Genomic DNA, 20,162 nt, shown 5'->3' on the forward strand with positions numbered 1-20,162 from the left:
GTCTTGCCGTGGTCAACGTGACCGATGGTGCCGACGTTCACGTGCGGCTTGGTCCGTTCAAACTTGCCTTTTGCCATTTTAAATTTCCTTCAAAAGAACGATGTGTTCGATGTTCAATATTCAATGATTGGCTGGTGATCCAGCCGGCGATCCCTTCCACACGGAAGAGACCGCCCTTGCTGCAACTTACTTGGCCTTGGAGGTGACGATTGCGTCGATCACGTTCTTGGGCGCTTCGGAGTAATGCTTGAATTCCATCGAGTAGGTTGCGCGACCTTGAGTGGCCGAACGCAGCGTGGTCGAGTAACCGAACATTTCCGACAGAGGCACTTCGGCCTTGATGATCTTGCCACCGCCGCCGGCGATTTCATCCATGCCTTGCACCATACCGCGGCGGGACGACAGGTCGCCCATCACGGTACCGGCGTAGTCTTCCGGGGTTTCCACTTCGACAGCCATCATCGGTTCCAGGATGACCGGGCTGGCGCGACGGCAACCGTCCTTGAAGGCCATCGAGCCGGCCATGCGGAAGGCGTTTTCGTTCGAGTCCACGTCGTGGTACGAACCGAAGAACAGGGTGACCTTCACGTCAACCACCGGGTAACCGGCCAGCACGCCGGTGTTCAGGGTTTCACGCACACCCTTTTCAACGGCCGGGATGAATTCGCGAGGAACGGTACCACCCTTGATGGCGTCGACGAACTCGAAGCCCTTGCCGGCTTCTTGCGGCTCGATCTTCAGCACGACGTGACCGTATTGACCACGACCACCCGACTGCTTGACGAACTTGCCTTCGGATTCTTCGCAGGTCTTGCGAATGGTTTCGCGGTAAGCCACCTGCGGCTTGCCGACGGTGGCTTCAACGTTGAATTCACGCTTCATGCGGTCAACGATGATGTCCAGGTGCAGCTCGCCCATACCGGCGATGATGGTCTGGCCCGATTCTTCGTCGGTACGCACGCGGAAGGACGGATCTTCAGCAGCCAGGCGGTTCAGGGCCAGGCCCATCTTTTCCTGGTCGGCCTTGGTCTTGGGCTCGACAGCCTGCGAGATCACCGGCTCCGGGAAGACCATGCGTTCCAGCACGACCATTGCCTTGTCGTCGCACAGGGTGTCACCGGTGGTGGTGTCCTTCAGGCCCACGACGGCGGCGATGTCACCGGCCATCATTTCCTTGATTTCTTCACGCTGGTTGGCGTGCATCTGAACGATACGGCCGATACGTTCCTTCTTCGACTTCACCGAGTTCAGCACGGTGTCGCCCGAGTTCAGGGTACCGGAGTAGCAGCGGATGAAGCACAGCTGACCAACGAACGGGTCGGTAGCGATCTTGAAGGCCAGGGCGGAAAACTTCTCGTCGTCCTTGGCTTCGCGCACGACCGGCTCGTCATCTTCGTTCAGGCCCGGAACCGGGGGAATGTCCACCGGCGACGGCAGGTACTCGATCACGCCGTCCAGCATGGCTTGCACGCCCTTGTTCTTGAAGGCGGTACCGCACATCATCGGGACGATTTCGCCGGAGATGGTGCGTTGACGGATGGCGCCCTTGATTTCGGCTTCGGTCAGGTCGCCTTCTTCCAGGTACTTGTTCATCAGGTCTTCCGATGCTTCAGCAGCGGTTTCGACCAGGTTTTCGCGCCATTTCTGGGCGTCAGCCTTCAGATGCTCGGGGATGTCGCGGTAGTCGAACTTCATGCCCTGGGAAGCATCGTCCCAGTAGATCGCGCGCATCTTGACCAGGTCGATCACGCCTTCGAAGTTTTCTTCGGCACCGATAGGCACTTGCATCGGGATCGGGTTGGCCTTCAGGCGGGCGCGCATCTGGTCGTAGACCTTGAAGAAGTTGGCACCGGTACGGTCCATCTTGTTGACGAAGGCCAGACGCGGGACCTTGTACTTGTTGGCCTGACGCCACACAGTTTCCGACTGGGGCTGCACGCCGCCGACTGCGCAGTAGACCATGCAGGCGCCGTCGAGCACGCGCATCGAACGTTCGACTTCGATGGTGAAGTCAACGTGGCCCGGGGTGTCGATGATGTTGATGTGGTGGGCCGGGAAATTGTTCGCCATGCCCTTCCAGTAACAGGTGGTCGCAGCGGAGGTGATGGTGATACCACGCTCTTGTTCCTGTTCCATCCAGTCCATGGTGGCGGCGCCGTCGTGCACTTCACCGATCTTGTGGTTCACACCGGTGTAAAACAGCACGCGCTCGGTCGTGGTGGTTTTGCCAGCATCGATGTGCGCGGAGATACCGATGTTGCGGTAGCGCTCAATGGGGGTCTTGCGAGCCATGATTTATTCCTAAGTCTTTAATGCACGAAACCGAGCGTCATTTTTTTCAAATAAACGCTCGGCTCGAACCAATTTAAGATGCAGACCAAGGCACTCCCGGATAGAGAGGCACTGGCCCAGTCTTTGTTAGAAGCGGAAGTGCGAGAACGCCTTGTTCGCTTCTGCCATGCGGTGCACTTCATCACGACGCTTCATGGCGCCGCCACGGCCTTCGGCGGCTTCCATCAGTTCACCACCCAGGCGCTGCGGCATCGACTTTTCGCTGCGCTTGTTGGCGGCTTCACGCAACCAGCGCATCGACAGGGCCATACGGCGCACCGGACGCACTTCAACGGGCACCTGGTAGTTGGCGCCACCGACGCGGCGGGACTTCACCTCCACCATCGGCTTGCAGTTGTTCAGGGCTGCGGAGAACACTTCCAGCGGGTCCTTGCCCGACTTGGTCTGGATGTAGTCGAAGGCACCGTAGATGATGTTTTCAGCGACGGACTTCTTGCCCGACAGCATCAGCACGTTCACAAACTTGGCGACTTCAACGTTGCCGAACTTCGGATCCGGCAGAATTTCCCGCTTGGGGACTTCACGACGACGTGGCATTTCGATTCCTTTCAATCTTCAGTTGAGTGGGCGAACCCTGCTTCAACTTCGCCTGCACTCGCGGAGAGCCATCATGGCTTCCACTTACTCGGCCCGACCTGGACCGACTCTGAGTCTGTTCACACGACGCAGTGCGTCATGATAAACACCAATTATTACTTCTTCGCTGCCTTGGCGCGCTTGGCACCGTACTTCGAGCGAGCTTGCTTACAAGTCCTTCACACGGCCGCCGCGGATCAGCACGACGCTGTGTTCTTGCAGGTTGTGGCCTTCACCGCCGATGTACGAAATGACTTCGAAACCGTTGGTCAGACGCACCTTGGCCACCTTACGCAGCGCCGAGTTCGGCTTCTTCGGGGTGGTGGTGTAGACGCGGGTGCAAACACCGCGCTTCTGCGGGCTGTTTTCCAGCGCCGGCGATTTGCTCTTCACGATCGCGCGGACACGTGGTTTGCTAATCAGTTGATTGATGGTTGGCATCGTTTTAATCCAACAAAGTACAACATTGAAAACAGGTTCCGGAATCGGTTGCCCGGAACCACACAGGAAACTCTTGCGCGAAGACTACGCGCGTATCGGATTTAAGACCGGAAGGGAGATCAGCGTCGCAGAAGCGATGATTCAGACCAAAGAACGCATAAGCCCGGGAGAGCCTAAATTCGAGAACTCGCGAGTATATGCCTGAAATACCAGCGGGTCAACCGGGAGCGGCCTTTGGCGCGGATTTCAGGCCGTCTATGGCCATTTCACCACGGTTTTACAGTGGCAAAACGGCAATGTTTTCCAGCTTGCAATAGAGGCCGTGATCAGGTGCGGGGCAAGTCTGCCACCATGCGGCGCCATTGTTCGGTTTCTGGCTGGCCGCGGTCCCGGCGCGAGAAGAAATTGACCAGGTGGCGTCCGGCTGCATCGTAGAACTCCACCGAGGTGACGATGCCATGGTCGGTAGGCCGACGTACCACCCAACCATGATGAATCGCGCCGCTGCGCACATGCAGCTCGAAGTCGGCAGCCGATGCGTTGTACCACTCCCCCTTGATCGCAGTCTGGTCGATGAGGCCACTGTAGATCTGCGTCATGCCACTATTGCTGACGAACACCATGATCGGCTGATGCCGCGACCTGGCATCCTCGATGAGCAGCTGCAGGGCCTGCGGTCCGATGCGCCAGGCGGATTGGCTACCAATCAGCTCCAGCGCCTGTTCGCGGCTGAGCTTCAGTTCCCGCAGCAGGCGCGGGAACTGGTGTACGTCGGTCAGCTCCTGCCACGACTGGCGCAGTTCGGCGATATCGGCCGAAGAGGGGTTGCCACGCACAGAGGGGGCAGACGCCGGCAAGGGCTCCACCTGCAGCGCGGCCCGCTGGTCGGGCAAGCGGAACTGGCTGACCAGCCGCTCGAAGTCAGCGACATGCTGGTCATTGTCGAGATAGATCTTGTGCACCGCCTGCCCATGGCGATCGAAGAACTGCAGGCTGCGGCTGGTCTTGCCGTCTCGCCCTGGCTGGACCACGGCGAACGCGCTGCCCCACTGCGCAGCGCCGAAGCGCAGGTCGATGGCGCCGCCGGCCAGGCCGGTGCCCGGCACCGCCCTGCCCTGCTCGTCGCGGCGTATCGGCGCCACCTCACCAGCACGTTCCAGCACCACATCGTCATTGCGGGTGATGGCCTTGATGCGCCCCAGTTCGGGGAGGTGCTCGTAGAGAGCCTGGGTGTCCTTGGCATCGGCCCCCAGCCGCGTGGCCTGCCAGGTGGTGCCGGCCGCCAGCAGTTGGGCTTCGGACACGCCCAGTTGGCGGGCGGCATCGCGCGGATGCAGCTTGGGCTGTGCCTGGTGCAGCTGGGACCAGCGTTGGGCCAGCGTGGGCGCCGTATTGGCACAGCCGGCTGCGGCCAGCGTCGCCGCCAGCAGCAAGCCCAAAGTATGCAGACGGGTGGTTTGCTTAGGTCGGTTCATGGAAATTCCTTTCATACGTGCGGATGATTCAGTATTCGATCTTCAAGCTGACGTTGAAGCTGCGACCGGGCTCGGTGTAGGCATCCTTGTTGACTGCGCTGTCAGCCAGCGACAGCCCCCGGATGTCGGTCCAGCTCCAGTACTTGCGATCGAACAGATTGCGGATGCCGGCGGTGACGGTCATGTTGGGCGTCAGGTGATAGCCACCCGAGAGGTCGGCTACAAAGAACGAAGGCGAGACGAAGTTGGTCGCCGTTGGAATGTCCGCTTTCTTCTTGGCGGCGTTGTAGATCAGGTCTGCCTGCGCGAACCATTGCCGACTGCGTTCATAGCGCAGGCCTGTCACCACCGACAGCGGCGCCACCGACTCCAGCCCCTGCTCCACGCCATTGCTGGTGGTGGTCCCCTTGGTCCAGGCGAAGCCGCTCTTGAGCGTGAAGCCATTGTCGAGCTGGTAGTCGATGCGGGCTTCCAGCCCGTGGATCTCGGCCTTGGCCGCATTGCGATACTGGAAGATGGTGGGATTGGCCACCGTCAGGTTGCCCCCCACCGTCACCAGGTCGATGAAGTTGCGGTAGTTCCCTTTGTAGGCAGCAGCGCTGTAACGCAGGGCACCGGGGCCTGCCGCCAGCTTGCCGCGCACACCCAGTTCCACCGTGTTGCTGGTCTCGGGCTTGAGGTCAGGATTGGAGACCTGCCTGTAGACGGTATTGTTGAAGAAGGAATTGACCTCCTGCGGCGAGGGGGATCGGAAGCCACGCGCGTATTGGACATAGGGAATGAAGCCCGGTGTCACCTCGACCAGGAAGGCCAGGCGGGGCGAAAAGGCGCTGTCGCGGCTGCTCACTGCCGGCTGGCCGTTGGCGACGGCCTGGGCATCGTACTTGGCGCTGGCCTTGGGCTTGAGCTCATAAGCATCAAAGCGCAGGCCGGCGATGGTGGTCAGGGCGCCGGTCCGCATTTCATCCTGCACATAGGCTCCCAGTTGCGTGTACTCGGTCTTGGGGAAGTACTGGCAGTACTGGGTGCCTGTGCAGCTGCTCCAGCCGGTGCCGTTGGCGTTGACCTGCAAGGTGGACAGGCTCAGGTCCAGCCCGTAGACCAGCTTGTGGCGCCAAGCATCCGTGCCGAAATTGCTCTCGGCCAGGACGCTGCCGGCGAGCATCTGGTCACGGTAGGACACTTCACGGAATCGTGGCCGCACCAGAGATGGCGTGCTGGTACCGGCCTCGTAGGTGGTCTGGTCGGTATCGGCATTGCGGTAGCTGAGACTGGCCTTGATCTTCTGTATCCAGGGCTGCTCCGCATCTGCGTGCTCGTAAGCCAGCGTGGCACGCTGGCCCTTGGCCTTGCTGTTGGTACGGTAGTCGGTGATACCAGTGCCGAGTGCCGAGAGACTCTCGCCGCTGTCGCGCTCTTCGGTGGCCTGCAGAGTGAGCTTGAAGCTGTCCACCCCATTGGGCCGATACACCAGTTTGCCCAATGCCGACCGGTTGGTATAACTCATCGGATCGGGCGTGGTGCGGGCGCTGCCGCGCACGTCGTTGCTGCCCTTGTTGTCGGTCTCCTCGCCATGGCGGACATTGAGGACCAGCATCGCCTGCCATTGATCGCCGCCCCAGGCGGCGCTGGCTGCTGCACCGAAACTGTGGTCCGCGCTGTCGTAGGAAGGTTTGAACGAGAAATAGCTGCTTTTGCCGAACACATCGAGCAGGTCCGAGGGGTCCTTGGTGATGAAATTGACCGCCCCGGTCAGACCATCGCTACCGTAGAGCGAGGAGGCCGGCCCGCGCAAGACCTCGATGCGGCGATACAGTTCGGTATCGGTCGTGGCGCCCCGCCCTACGCTGGCCACGCCCTGGCTGAAGGCGCGCGGCATGCTGATGCCGTCCTCCAGCATCAGCACCCGGTTGCCATCCAGGCCGCGAATGCTGATGCCTTCGTTACCGCCCCGCCCGGTCGTGGCAGTCGCGCCGGTGATGCCCGACATCCGGTAGACCGAGCGTCGTACCTCGACACCGGGCTCATAGCGCAAGGCATCCTTGATGTCCCTGGCGTTATGGTCTTCCATTTCCTCCGACGTGATCACCGAGACGGTCGCCGCCGCGTGATCAAGATCGGTACTGCCGGAACGATTGGCCGTCACCACCACGTCCTGCAGCTTCTTGCTGCCAGCCTGGGCCAGGACGATGGATGGGTCTGGTTGACTGGATTGCTGGTCGGACGATTGCGCGAAAGCGCCGGCGCATAGCCACTGCTGCAGCGCCATCAACACGGCCGCTGCACACCTCGATTTGCATGGAAACACTGGTAACCACCCCTTGATCAGGTTCGGTTACTAGCGATTGCTGGCTACCTCTTGGAATGAAAACGACCTGCTGGCGCAGGCCGCGACGTAAGCTGTGCCGGGTCCCTCAGACTGTCACAGATGAGAATAATTATTATCTGGAGATGATAGGACATTCACTCATCCTTGGCAATGTCTGTCCCCTGTGCCCCCACCACGAACAGGGTGATGATGCGCGTCGCACGGACGAAAAAAAAGGCGCCGGAATTGCTTCCGACGCCGTTCTGTCCTGCTGGCGTTCATTGCCGGGTGGCCCATCCTGCCGGCCACCCTGACGATGCAGTGCTTACGCTTCGCCTTCGACACCGCCGAAGGATTCGGCCGAGGAGACTTCCTCGTCGCCGAACTCGGAGCGGGAGGCACGTTCGGCTTCGAGCAGTGCTGCGCGCTCTTCGGCTTCCCATGCATCCTTTTCCTTGCGGGCGCGGTGGAAGGCCAGGCCGGTACCCGCCGGGATCAGGCGGCCGACGATGACGTTTTCCTTCAGACCGCGCAGGCCGTCCTTCTTGCCCATGATCGCGGCTTCGGTCAGCACGCGGGTGGTTTCCTGGAACGATGCGGCCGAGATGAAGGAGTCGGTCGACAGCGATGCCTTGGTAATACCCAGCAGCACGTTTTCGTAGGTCGCCGGGATCTTGCCTTCGGCGTTCACGCGGTCGTTTTCGTCCAGCAGTTCGGAGCGCTCGACCTGCTCACCGGTGATGTAGTTGGTGTCGCCCGGCTCCACCACTTGCACGCGGCGCAGCATCTGGCGCACGATCACTTCGATGTGCTTGTCGTTGATCTTCACGCCCTGCAGACGGTACACGTCCTGCACTTCGTCGACGATGTAACGGGCCAGCGCTTCGATACCCAGCAGACGCAGGATGTCCTGCGGGTCGGCCGGACCGTCCACGATCATTTCGCCCTTGTTCACCACCTGGCCATCGTGCACCAGCACCTGCTTGTCCTTGGTGATCAGGAACTCGTGCTTGGTGCCTTCCATGTCTGTGATTTCCAGACGCTGCTTGCCCTTGGTTTCCTTGCCGAAAGCAACGGTACCAGTGACTTCGGCCAGCATGCCGGCGTCCTTGGGCGAACGTGCTTCGAACAGTTCGGCCACGCGCGGCAGACCACCGGTAATGTCACGGGTCTTCTGCGATTCGGTCGGGATACGGGCCAGCACTTCACCCACATGCACCTGCTGACCGTCCTTGACGGTGATCAGTGCGCCGACCTGGAAGCCGATGGTCACCGAGTGTTCGGTGCCGGCGATCTTCACTTCTTCGCCCTGTTCGTTCAACAGCTTGACCTGCGGACGCATGACCTTGGAAGACGGACCGCGACGCTTCGCATCGATGACCACCAGGGTCGACAGACCGGTGACTTCGTCGATCTGCTTGGCCACGGTGGAGCCTTCTTCCACGTTCTCGAACTTCACGGTACCGGAGTACTCGGTGATGATAGGACGGGTCAGCGGATCCCAGGTCGCCAGTGCGGTACCAGCCTTGATGGTCATGCCATCCTTGACGATCAGGGTGGCGCCGTACGGCACTTTGTGACGCTCGCGCTCACGACCCAGGTCGTCGGTAATCAACACTTCGCCGGAACGGGAAATGACGATCTGTTCACCCTTGCCATTGGTCACATAACGCATCGTGGCGGTGAAGCGCACGGTACCGTTGGACTTGGCTTCCACCGAGGAGGCGACTGCTGCACGCGACGCCGCACCACCGATGTGGAAGGTACGCATGGTCAGCTGGGTACCCGGCTCACCGATGGACTGCGCTGCCACCACGCCGACGGCTTCGCCGGAGTTGACCAGCAGGCCACGGCCCAGGTCGCGGCCATAGCACTTGGCGCACAGACCATAACGGGTGTCGCAGGTCAGCGGGGTGCGGACCTTGACTTCGTCGATGCCCATGCGTTCGATCTCTTCGACCTTGTCTTCATCCAGCAGGGTGCCGGCTTCGAACAGGGTGGCTTGATCTTCCGGATTGACGATGTCGGTCGCTGCCACGCGGCCCAGGATACGGTCGCGCAGGGCTTCGATGACTTCACCGCCTTCGACCAGCGCCTTCATGGCCGAACCGTTGGAGGTGCCGCAATCGTCTTCGATCACGACCAGATCCTGGGTCACGTCCACCAGACGACGGGTCAGGTAACCGGAGTTGGCGGTCTTCAGCGCGGTGTCGGCCAGACCCTTACGGGCGCCGTGCGTCGAGATGAAGTACTGCAACACGTTCAGGCCTTCGCGGAAGTTCGCGGTAATCGGCGTCTCGATGATGGAGCCGTCAGGCTTGGCCATCAGGCCGCGCATACCAGCCAGCTGGCGGATCTGGGCGGCCGAACCACGGGCGCCGGAGTCGGCCATCATGTAGATCGCGTTGAAGGACTCCTGGGTGGTCTTCTTGCCTTCGCGCGTGACGACGTCTTCCACCTTCAGCTGGTCCATCATGGCCTTGCCGACTTCGTCGCCGGCCTTGCCCCAGATGTCCACGACCTTGTTGTAGCGCTCGCCCGCGGTCACCAGACCGGAGGAGTACTGCTGCTCGATCTGCTTGACTTCGGACTCGGCAGCGGCGATCAGGGTAGCCTTTTGCGGCGGCACCAGCATGTCGTCCACGCAGATCGAGATACCGGCGCGGGTCGCCAGGCGGAAGCCCGACTGCATCAGCTGGTCGGCAAACACGACGGTGGCACGCAGACCGCACTTGCGGAAGGACGTGTTGATCAGCTTGGAGATTTCCTTCTTCTTCAGCGCGCGGTTCAGCACCGAGAACGGCAGGCCCTTGGGCAGGATCTCGGAGAGGATGGCGCGGCCGATGGTGGTCTCGTAGCGCTTGACGGTACGCACGAATTCGCCGGTGACCGGGTCCTTCGGATGTTCGACGATACGCACCGTGATACGGGTCGCCAGCTCGACTTCCTTGTTGTCGTAGGCGCGGATCACTTCCGAGACGTCCTGGAACATCATGCCTTCGTTCTTGCCGTTGATGGCTTCACGGGTGGCATAGTACAGACCCAGCACGATATCCTGGGACGGCACGATGGACGGTTCGCCGTTGGACGGGAACAGGATGTTGTTGGAGGCCAGCATCAGGGTGCGGGCTTCCATCTGCGCTTCGATCGACAGCGGAACGTGGACGGCCATCTGGTCGCCGTCGAAGTCGGCGTTGAACGCCGCGCAGACCAGCGGGTGCAGCTGGATCGCCTTGCCTTCGATCAGGACCGGCTCGAACGCCTGGATGCCCAGACGGTGCAGGGTCGGCGCGCGGTTCAGCATGACCGGGTGTTCGCGGATGACTTCTTCCAGGATGTCCCAGACCACTGGTTCCTGTGCTTCCACCAGCTTCTTGGCAGCCTTGATGGTGGTCGACAGACCCATCAGTTCCAGCTTGTTGAAGATGAAGGGCTTGAACAGTTCCAGGGCCATCAGCTTGGGCAGGCCGCACTGGTGCAGCTTCAGCTGCGGACCCACCACGATGACCGAACGGCCCGAGTAGTCCACGCGCTTGCCCAGCAGGTTCTGACGGAAACGACCGCCCTTGCCCTTGATCATTTCGGCCAGCGACTTCAGCGGGCGCTTGTTGGCGCCGGTCATGGCCTTGCCGCGACGACCGTTGTCCAGCAGCGAGTCAACCGCTTCCTGCAGCATGCGCTTTTCGTTGCGCGTGATGATTTCAGGTGCGCGCAGCTCCATCAATCGCTTGAGGCGATTATTGCGGTTGATCACGCGGCGATACAGGTCGTTCAGGTCGGAAGTCGCGAAGCGGCCGCCATCCAGCGGCACCAGCGGACGCAGTTCCGGCGGCAGCACGGGCAGCACTTCCATGATCATCCACTCAGGCTTGATGCCCGAGCGCTGGAACGCCTCCAACACCTTCAGGCGCTTGGCGTACTTCTTGATCTTGGCTTCGGACTTGGAGTCCTTGAGTTCCTGGCGCAGGGTTTCCGCTTCGCGGTCGATGTCGATCGAGCGCAGCAGTTCGCGGATACCTTCGGCGCCCATGAAGGCGATGAAGTCGTCACCGTACTCTTCGTACTTGGCGGCGTAGTCGTCTTCGGACATGATCTGGCACTTCTTCAGCGGGGTCATGCCGGGATCGGTCACGACATAGGCTTCGAAGTACAGCACGCGCTCGATGTCGCGCAGGGTCATGTCCAGCACCATGCCCAGACGGGATGGCAGCGACTTCAGGAACCAGATGTGGGCAGTGGGGGAAGCCAGCTCGATGTGGCCCATGCGCTCACGGCGCACCTTGGCCAGGGTCACTTCCACGCCACACTTCTCGCAGATCACGCCGCGGTGCTTCAGGCGCTTGTACTTGCCGCACAGGCACTCGTAGTCCTTGATGGGGCCAAAGATCTTGGCGCAGAACAGGCCATCGCGCTCGGGCTTGAAGGTACGGTAGTTGATGGTTTCCGGCTTCTTGACTTCGCCGAAGGACCACGAGCGGATCTTGTCAGGCGAAGCCAGACCGATCTTGATCGCGTCGAATTGTTCGTTTTGCTGGACTTGCTTGAATAGATCGAGCAGTGCTTTCATGTATCACTCCAGGTTGGCGTGAAAAAACTAAATTTACGTGTGGCCGGTTCACCCTGCTTAACCCTGTTCGCATCGGCGGGAGAGCCAACGAAAGCGCTGTTTCGTGGTGCCGCTCGATACCGGGACAGACCTCCCCAGCTTACTGCCGTACTTCTCTTGAATCTCGTGATTCGCTGATACTGAATTCTCGCTTCGCCGGAAAGACCGGCGGGGTGCGCAGCCTGCGCCGCGCACCCCTTTACATCATTCGCGTTCCAGGTCGATGTCGATACCCAGCGAGCGGATTTCCTTCACCAACACGTTGAAGGATTCCGGCATGCCGGCGTCGATCACGTGATCGCCCTTGACCAGGTTCTCGTAGACCTTGGTACGGCCGTTCACGTCGTCGGACTTGACGGTCAGCATTTCCTGTAGGACGTAGGAGGCGCCATAGGCTTCCAGTGCCCACACTTCCATTTCGCCGAAACGCTGGCCGCCGAACTGTGCCTTGCCGCCCAGCGGTTGCTGGGTCACCAGCGAGTACGGGCCGGTGGAACGTGCGTGCATCTTGTCGTCGACCAGGTGGTGCAGCTTCAGGTAGTGCATGTAGCCCACCGTCACGGTACGCTCGAAGGCTTCACCGGTACGGCCGTCATACATGGTGACCTGGTTCTTGGACGGGGTCATGCCCAGCTGCTTGGCGATCGGATCCGGGTAGGCCAGGTCCAGCATGCGGCGGGTTTCGTCCTCGTGCGCACCGTCGAACACCGGGGTCGCGAAGGGCACGCCCTTCTTCAGGTTTTCCACCAGCTCGACGATTTCCTCGTCGCTGAACTTGTCCAGCTCTTCCTGCTTGCCGGATTCGTTGTAGATCGTGGTCAGGAACTTGCGCAGTTCGGCGATCTTGGCTTGTGCCTGCACCATTTCGCCCAGACGCAGGCCCAGACCCTTGGCAGCCCAACCCAGGTGAACTTCCAACACCTGACCGACGTTCATACGCGAAGGCACGCCCAGCGGGTTCAGCACGATGTCGGCGGGGGTACCGTCGGCCATGTGCGGCATGTCTTCGATCGGCAGGATGCGGGAAACCACACCCTTGTTACCGTGACGACCGGCCATCTTGTCGCCTGGCTGCAGGCGACGCTTCACGGCCAGGTAGACCTTGACCATCTTCTGCACGCCCGGCGGCAATTCGTCGCCCTGGGTCAGCTTCTTGCGCTTCTCTTCGAAGGCCAGGTCGAACTGGTGACGCTTCTCGGCGATGGATTCCTTGATGGCTTCCAGGGCGTTGGCGATGTCATCGTCGGCCGGACGGATGTCGAACCAGTGGAACTTGTCCAGATCGTCCAGGTAGGCCTTGTCCAGCTTGGTGCCCTTGACCAGCTTCTTGGGGCCGCCATTGGCGACCTTGCCGATCAGCAGGCGTTCCAGACGCTGGAAGGCATCGCCTTCCACGATACGCAGCTGGTCGTTCAGGTCCAGGCGATAGCGCTTGAGTTCATCGTCGATGATCTGCTGGGCGCGCTTGTCGCGCTGGATGCCTTCGCGGGTGAACACCTGCACGTCGATCACGGTGCCGACCATGCCCGAGGGCACGCGCAGGGAGGTGTCCTTCACGTCAGAAGCCTTCTCGCCGAAGATCGCGCGCAGCAGCTTTTCTTCCGGAGTCAGCTGGGTCTCGCCCTTCGGGGTGACCTTACCGACCAGGGTGTCGCCGGCTTCGACTTCAGCGCCGATGTAGACGATGCCCGATTCATCCAGACGCGCCAGCTGGTTCTCGGCCAGGTTGGAGATGTCGCGGGTGATTTCTTCAGCACCCAGCTTGGTGTCACGGGCGACCACCGACAGTTCCTCGATGTGGATCGAGGTGTAGCGGTCATCGGCCACGACCTTTTCGGAGATCAGGATCGAGTCTTCGAAGTTGTAGCCGTTCCAGGGCATGAAGGCCACCAGCATGTTCTGGCCCAGTGCCAGCTCGCCCATGTCGGTCGAGGCGCCGTCGGCGATCACGTCGTGCTTGGCGACGCGGTCACCGATCTTGACGATCGGACGCTGGTTGATGTTGGTGTTCTGGTTGGAACGGGTGTACTTGATCAGGTTGTAGATGTCCACACCGACTTCGCCGGCTTGCGCCTCGTCGTCGTTGACGCGGATCACCACACGGCCTGCATCGACATAGTCCACCACACCGCCACGCAGCGCTTGCACGGTGGTACCGGAGTCAACCGCCACGGTACGCTCGATGCCGGTGCCGACCAGCGGCTTTTCCGGACGCAGGCAAGGTACGGCCTGGCGTTGCATGTTGGCGCCCATCAGTGCACGGTTCGCGTCATCGTGTTCCAGGAACGGAATCAGCGAAGCTGCCACCGACACCACCTGGCCCGGGGCCACGTCCATGTACTGCACGCGCTCGGGCGAGACCAGGATGGTTTCGCCGGCTTCACGGGCCGACACCAGTTCATCGGACAGCTTGCCTTCGCCGTCGATGGTCGCGTTCGCCTGGGCGATCACGTAACGACCTTCTTCGATGGCCGACAGGTAGTCGATCTGGTTGGTGACCTTGCTGCCCTCGACCTTGCGATACGGGGTTTCCAGGAAGCCGTATTCGTTCAGGCGGGCGTACAGCGCCAGCGAGTTGATCAGGCCGATGTTCGGGCCTTCAGGCGTCTCGATCGGGCAGACGCGGCCGTAGTGGGTCGGGTGCACGTCGCGCACTTCGAAGCCGGCGCGTTCGCGGGTCAGACCGCCAGGGCCCAGGGCGGAAACGCGACGCTTGTGCGTGATTTCCGACAGCGGGTTGGTCTGGTCCATGAACTGCGACAGCTGCGAGGAACCGAAGAACTCACGGATGGCAGCCGAGATCGGCTTGGAGTTGATCAGGTCGTGCGGCATCAGGTTGTCCGCTTCGGCCTGGCCCAGGCGTTCCTTGACGGCGCGCTCCACGCGCACCAGGCCGGCACGGAACTGGTTCTCGGCCAGTTCGCCAACGCAACGCACGCGACGGTTACCCAGGTGGTCGATGTCATCGACTTCGCCACGGCCGTTACGCAGTTCGACCAGGATCTTGATGACGGCCAGGATGTCGTCATTGGACAGCGTCATGGTGCCGGTCAGCTCATCGCGACCGACGCGACGGTTGAACTTCATGCGGCCCACGGCCGACAGGTCGTAGCGGTCTTCGCTGTAGAACAGGCCGTTGAACAGGGCTTCCACGGACTCTTCGGTCGGCGGTTCGCCAGGACGCATCATGCGATAGATCGCCACGCGTGCGGCGGTCTGGTCGGCGGTGTCGTCGGTGCGCAGGGTCTGCGAAATGTAGCCGCCCTGGTCCAGATCGTTGGTGTACAGGGTCTGGATGGCCGAGATGTTGGCTTCGCGCAGCTTGGCCAGCAGGTCTTCGGTCAGCTCGTCGTTGGCGCTGGCGACGACTTCGCCGGTGTCCGGATCGACGATGTTCTTGGCCAGGACGCGGCCCAGCAGATAGTCTTCAGGCACGGAGATGTGCTTGATGCCGGCGGCTTCGATGTCACGCACGTGCTTGGCGTTGATGCGCTTGTCCTTGGCGACCATCACCTTGCCCGACTTGTCGGTGATGTCGAAACGTGCGACTTCACCGCGCAGGCGCTCGGAGACGAACTCCATGTCCGCGCCTTCGGCGTGCAGGTTGAAGTTGTCGAAGACGAAGAAGTTCGCCAGGATCTGCTCGGAGGTCATGCCGATGGCCTTCAGCAGGATCGTCACCGGCATCTTGCGGCGGCGGTCGACGCGGAAGAACAGGATGTCCTTCGGATCGAATTCGAAGTCCAGCCAGGAGCCACGGTAAGGAATGATGCGGGCCGAGAAGAGCAGCTTGCCCGACGAGTGCGTCTTGCCGCGGTCGTGTTCGAAGAACACGCCCGGGGAGCGGTGCAGCTGGGACACGATCACGCGCTCGGTGCCGTTGATGACGAAGGAACCGGTGGTGGTCATCAGGGGCAGTTCGCCCATGTAGACTTCCTGTTCCTTCATTTCCTTGACGACCGGCTTGGTCGGCGATTCCTTGTCCAGGATCACCAGGCGCACCTTGGCACGCAGCGGGGACGCGAAGGTCAGGCCACGTTGTTGGCACTCTTTGACATCAAACGGCGGAGCGCCCAGCACATACGACAGGAATTCGAGACGCGCAAAACCATTGTGCGACACGATGGGGAAAATCGAGGTGAAAGCCGATTGCAGGCCTTCGTTCTTGCGTTCCGATGCGATGCGTTCGGGTTGCAGGAAATTCTGATACGACTCGATCTGAGTCGCGAGCAGGAACGGAACGTTGTGGACGTTTGCGCGTTTCGCGAAGGACTTGCGAATGCGCTTCTTCTCAGTAAATGAGTAGTGCATGGACACTCCGTGAGTGACAGGAAGGATAGAGAGTTCAAGATTCGATCAAACCGCGCGACTTGCCGGTCAAGCAGGTCCGGGTTATCGGCACTCAAATCTTCAAATGTCTACCCTAGTTTTTTGCTGCGATCGCGCTTAATATTCCCGACAACGAACACTGCGGCGCATCAATTCCACCAGCAAAAATAAGAAACGACAAAGGAGCCAAAGCCGAATCCCTTTTTCAAGGGATTCTGCACTTTGACTCCGGAGTAATGACTCGCCTTGGTAGGCAAGAGAATTACTTCAGTTCGGCCTTGGCGCCAGCTTCTTCCAGCTTCTTCTTGGCAGCTTCAGCGTCAGCCTTGGCGATGCCTTCCTTGACCGGCTTCGGTGCACCGTCAACCAGATCCTTGGCTTCCTTCAGACCCAGGCCGGTGATTTCACGGACGGCCTTGATGACGCCGACCTTGTTGGCGCCGACTTCAGCCAGCACAACGGTGAATTCGGTCTGTTCTTCAGCAGCAGCAGCGCCACCAGCAGCGCCACCGGCGGCCGGAGCAGCCATAGCGGCAGCGGAAACACCAAACTTCTCTTCGAATGCCTTGACCAGGTCATTCAGTTCCATCACGGACAGCGCGCCAACGGCTTCCAGGATGTCTTCTTTGCTAATTGCCATTTGAAACTCCTAAATTTATTTCGGTAATAACATCAGATTGGTAATGACGCGAAAGCGTCGAAACAGCAGAGCGGGGCCGCCATGGGCGGCCGTGCTTCATGCGGCTTCGGCTTCCTTCTTGGCTGCCAGAGCAGCCAGAGCGCGCGCAAAGCCCGACACCGGAGCCTGCATCATGCCCAGGACCTGGGCCAGCAGAACTTCGCGAGACGGGATGTTTGCCAGCGAAGCAACAGCAGCCTTGTCCAGCTGCTTGCCTTCGTAGTTACCTGCCTTCACAACCAGCTTGTCGTTGGTCTTGGCAAAGTCCGACAGGACTTTGGCAGCGGCCACGGCATCTTCCGAGATCGAGTAGATCAGCGGACCGGTCAGTTGCGGGGCGAGGTCGGCAAACTTCGTGCCTTCAACAGCGCGACGAGCCAGCGTGTTTTTCAACACGCGCAGGTACACGCCTTGGGCACGCGCTTGTGCGCGCAGTTGCGTCAAGGAACCAACCTGGATGCCACGGTATTCGGCCACGACGATCGTTTGCGCAGTTGCAACCTTTGCGGAAACTTCGGCGACGACGGCCTTCTTGTCATTCAGATTGAGACTCAAGATCAACCTCCAAAAATAGTGCTCGGCCACCACACAGGCCACTGCCTGCTTGCCTTGCACCGGTTCGAACACGGCGTCCGACGTTTAGGAGTTCACTGCAGCATAGGGCAAAACTGAAAATGCTGCCTGAGACCACAAAACTTGCTCGGGTTCACCATCTGCGTTGGGTCAACTGAACTTTCGTACAGCCTTTTTAACTTTGGCCGGCTTGTTGCTGCCGGCTTCCGCCCAACGGTCTTTGAAGGCCTGCCGTCATTATCGAGACAATAACGACAGCCCAAAGAGATGCCCCGCTTCCGTGAGGAAACGGGGACTATATTGCTTGCTTAGGCAGCCAGGGAAGCCTGGTCCACGCGAACGCCAGCGCCCATGGTGGACGACAGAGCGATCTTGCGCAGGTACACACCCTTGCTGCTGGCCGGCTTGGCCTTGTTCAGGGCATCGATCAGGGCCAGCAGATTGGCCTTCAGATCGGCATCGGAGAACGACTTGCGGCCGATGGTAGCGTGGATGATGCCGGACTTGTCGGTACGGTATTGCACCTGACCAGCCTTGGCGTTCTTGACAGCGGTAGCGACGTCGGGGGTCACGGTGCCAACCTTCGGGTTAGGCATCAGGCCGCGGGGACCCAGGATCTGGCCCAGGGTACCGACGATACGCATGGTGTCGGGCGAAGCGATGACGATGTCGAACGGCATGTCGCCGGCCTTCACGCGCTCTGCCAGGTCTTCCATGCCGACCACGTCAGCGCCAGCTGCCTTGGCAGCTTCAGCCTTGTCGCCGGAGGCGAACACGGCCACGCGAACGGTCTTGCCGGTACCGGCAGGCAGCACCACCGAACCACGAACGACCTGGTCCGACTTCTTGGCGTCCACGCCCAGCTGGACGGAGACGTCGATCGATTCATTGAACTTCGCGGTTGCGAATTCCTTGATCAGGGAAACGGCGTTGTCGAACGGATAGGCCTTGGTACGATCGACCTTTTCCTTCATTGCCTTGACGCGCTTGGATACCTTAGCCATTACAGACCCTCCACCGTGATGCCCATCGAACGTGCGGAACCAGCGATGGTACGCACGGCAGCTTCCAGATCAGCAGCGGTCAGGTCCGGCTTCTTCTGGGTTGCGATCTCTTCCGCTTGCTTGCGGGTGATCGAGCCGACCTTGTCGGTATGCGGCTTGGCGGAACCCTTCTGGATACCAGCAGCCTTCTTGATCAGGATGGTCGCCGGCGGGGTCTTCATCACGAAGGTGAAGGACTTGTCCGCGAAGGCGGTGATCACGACCGGAATCGGCAGACCCGGCTCAACACCTTGGGTCTGGGCGTTGAACGCCTTGCAGAATTCCATGATGTTCAGACCGCGCTGACCCAGCGCAGGGCCGATCGGGGGGGACGGGTTTGCTTTACCAGCTGGCACTTGCAGCTTGATAAAACCAATAATCTTCTTTGCCATGACGGCTCCTTATTGATTGAGTTGTAGCGCCGATTCGTTGGCCTTGCGGCTTTCTACTTGGGCTCCTCGGATTGCTGGATTGGCAGACGATGACTTGTCCGGTGCGCTCCAGCGGGCGCTGAAAACTTGACAGGGAAAGGCGGGATTCCGGAGCGGAATCAGACTTTTTCCAGTTGGCCGAACTCGAGTTCGACCGGGGTGGCGCGACCGAAGATGGTCACCGAGACGCGCACGCGCGATTTCTCGTAGTTCACTTCCTCGACGTTGCCGTTGAAATCGGTGAACGGGCCTTCCTTGATGCGGACCATTTCGCCCACTTCGTAGAGCACCTTTGGACGGGGCTTCTCAACGCCTTCCTGCATCTGGCGGAGCAGCGAATCCACTTCGCGCTGGGGCAGCGGTGTCGGACGATTCGACTTGCCGCCGATGAAACCGGTCACTTTGGCGGTGTTCTTCACCAGGTGCCAGGTTTCGTCCGTCATTTCCATCTCAACCAGGACATAGCCCGGGAAGAAACGACGCTCGGTCACCGACTTGTGACCATTCTTCATATCAACGACTTCTTCAGTCGGCACCAGGATCTGGCCGAACTGTTCTTGCATGCCGGCGCGGTTGATGCGCTCGGTCAGCGCGCGCTGCACGCTCTTTTCCATGCCGGAATACGCATGCACCACGTACCAGCGCTTATTTCCGGCGCCTGAAACGCTTTGCGCACCAATCGGTGCGCTGTCTTGCGTGCTATCGCTCATGTTATTTCCAGCCCAAAATTACGTCGTACAACAGGAACTCGAGCAACTTGTCCGTACCCCACAGGAAGATGGCCATGACCAGCACGAAGGCGAATACCACCGCGGTGATCTGCATGGCTTCCTTGCGGGTGGGCCAGACGACTTTCTTGGTTTCGCGGACGGATTCCTTGGCGAAACCGACGAAGCCGCGGCCTTGTGCAGAGGTCCAGGCAAACGCCACAGCCACCAGCAGACCGGCGACCAGGGCGACAGCACGCACCGGAGTCGACTGATCAGACAACACAAAAAAACCGACCACGCCTGCAACCACAGCCACGATCGCCAGTGCGATCTTGATCTTGTCGTTGGAGGTGTTGACGGTTTGAACTGGCTGGCTAGACATATTTACTTTCAGTACCCTGCACCAGATTCGGTGGCAGGGGCGGAGGGCATCGAACCCCCAACCTTCGGTTTTGGAGACCGACGCTCTGCCAATTGAGCTACGCCCCTACAAAAACTCGCGATTGAGACACGAATGCCGCGATACGTTACGCACCGCGGCAAAGTGTTTTACAGCTTGATCTTAGTCGAAGATCTTGGCGACGACGCCGGCGCCGACGGTACGACCGCCTTCACGGATAGCGAAACGCAGACCTTCTT

Annotated in this window: 12 protein-coding genes, 1 tRNA gene and 3 pseudogenes; all 16 read right to left on the reverse strand. The window is 60.4% G+C overall.

Going from position 1 to position 20,162, the window contains the following annotated elements; all coding sequences use genetic code 11:
* Positions 1 to 77, reverse strand: a pseudogene (locus tag BTM36_RS06445) (elongation factor Tu); the annotation flags it as partial.
* A gap of 109 nt (positions 78 to 186) precedes the next feature.
* Positions 187 to 2,292: an elongation factor G gene (gene fusA, locus BTM36_RS06450; protein WP_006465488.1), complete on the reverse strand. Its 2,106-nt coding sequence runs from the start codon at positions 2,290 to 2,292 to the stop codon at positions 187 to 189.
* Positions 2,293 to 2,418: 126 nt separating this feature from the next.
* Entirely contained in the window at positions 2,419 to 2,889 is a 471-nt protein-coding gene (gene rpsG, locus BTM36_RS06455; protein WP_006465489.1) for a 30S ribosomal protein S7, read from the reverse strand.
* A gap of 155 nt (positions 2,890 to 3,044) precedes the next feature.
* A pseudogene (gene rpsL, locus BTM36_RS06460) lies at positions 3,045 to 3,369 on the reverse strand (30S ribosomal protein S12).
* 326 nt (positions 3,370 to 3,695) lie between these two features.
* Complete coding sequence (locus tag BTM36_RS06465; RefSeq protein WP_077235641.1) at positions 3,696 to 4,844, reverse strand: hemin-degrading factor; 1,149 nt, start codon at positions 4,842 to 4,844, stop codon at positions 3,696 to 3,698.
* 28 nt (positions 4,845 to 4,872) lie between these two features.
* Positions 4,873 to 7,113 (reverse strand): TonB-dependent hemoglobin/transferrin/lactoferrin family receptor, encoded by a 2,241-nt coding sequence (locus tag BTM36_RS06470; RefSeq protein WP_077235642.1) that lies wholly within the window; start codon positions 7,111 to 7,113, stop codon positions 4,873 to 4,875.
* 364 nt (positions 7,114 to 7,477) lie between these two features.
* On the reverse strand, positions 7,478 to 11,719 hold the full coding sequence (gene rpoC, locus BTM36_RS06475; protein WP_006465493.1) for a DNA-directed RNA polymerase subunit beta': 4,242 nt from the start codon (positions 11,717 to 11,719) through the stop codon (positions 7,478 to 7,480).
* Between the two features lie 243 nt (positions 11,720 to 11,962).
* On the reverse strand, positions 11,963 to 16,069 hold the full coding sequence (gene rpoB / locus BTM36_RS06480) for a DNA-directed RNA polymerase subunit beta (protein ID WP_006465494.1): 4,107 nt from the start codon (positions 16,067 to 16,069) through the stop codon (positions 11,963 to 11,965).
* Between the two features lie 280 nt (positions 16,070 to 16,349).
* Positions 16,350 to 16,727: a 50S ribosomal protein L7/L12 gene (gene rplL / locus BTM36_RS06485; protein ID WP_006465495.1), complete on the reverse strand. Its 378-nt coding sequence runs from the start codon at positions 16,725 to 16,727 to the stop codon at positions 16,350 to 16,352.
* A 96-nt stretch (positions 16,728 to 16,823) separates the two neighbouring features.
* A complete protein-coding gene (rplJ, locus tag BTM36_RS06490; RefSeq protein WP_006465496.1) occupies positions 16,824 to 17,321 on the reverse strand; it encodes a 50S ribosomal protein L10 in 498 nt (165 codons plus the stop codon).
* A gap of 326 nt (positions 17,322 to 17,647) precedes the next feature.
* Positions 17,648 to 18,343: a 50S ribosomal protein L1 gene (gene rplA, locus BTM36_RS06495; protein WP_006465497.1), complete on the reverse strand. Its 696-nt coding sequence runs from the start codon at positions 18,341 to 18,343 to the stop codon at positions 17,648 to 17,650.
* The gene (gene rplK, locus BTM36_RS06500) at positions 18,343 to 18,774 is read right to left on the reverse strand and encodes a 50S ribosomal protein L11 (RefSeq protein WP_006465498.1); all 432 of its coding nucleotides are present in this window, start codon (positions 18,772 to 18,774) and stop codon (positions 18,343 to 18,345) included. The genes rplA and rplK overlap by 1 nt, the downstream gene beginning before the upstream one ends.
* A gap of 158 nt (positions 18,775 to 18,932) precedes the next feature.
* Entirely contained in the window at positions 18,933 to 19,523 is a 591-nt protein-coding gene (gene nusG, locus BTM36_RS06505; protein ID WP_006465499.1) for a transcription termination/antitermination protein NusG, read from the reverse strand.
* A 1-nt stretch (position 19,524) separates the two neighbouring features.
* Positions 19,525 to 19,905: a preprotein translocase subunit SecE gene (secE, locus tag BTM36_RS06510; protein WP_006465500.1), complete on the reverse strand. Its 381-nt coding sequence runs from the start codon at positions 19,903 to 19,905 to the stop codon at positions 19,525 to 19,527.
* Between the two features lie 31 nt (positions 19,906 to 19,936).
* Positions 19,937 to 20,012 (reverse strand) — tRNA-Trp (locus BTM36_RS06515).
* 73 nt (positions 20,013 to 20,085) lie between these two features.
* Positions 20,086 to 20,162, reverse strand: a pseudogene (locus tag BTM36_RS06520) (elongation factor Tu); the annotation flags it as partial.

Origin of the sequence: Herbaspirillum sp. VT-16-41 (genome assembly GCF_001994935.1) — a bacterium.
GTDB classification, from domain to species: domain Bacteria; phylum Pseudomonadota; class Gammaproteobacteria; order Burkholderiales; family Burkholderiaceae_D; genus Herbaspirillum; species Herbaspirillum frisingense.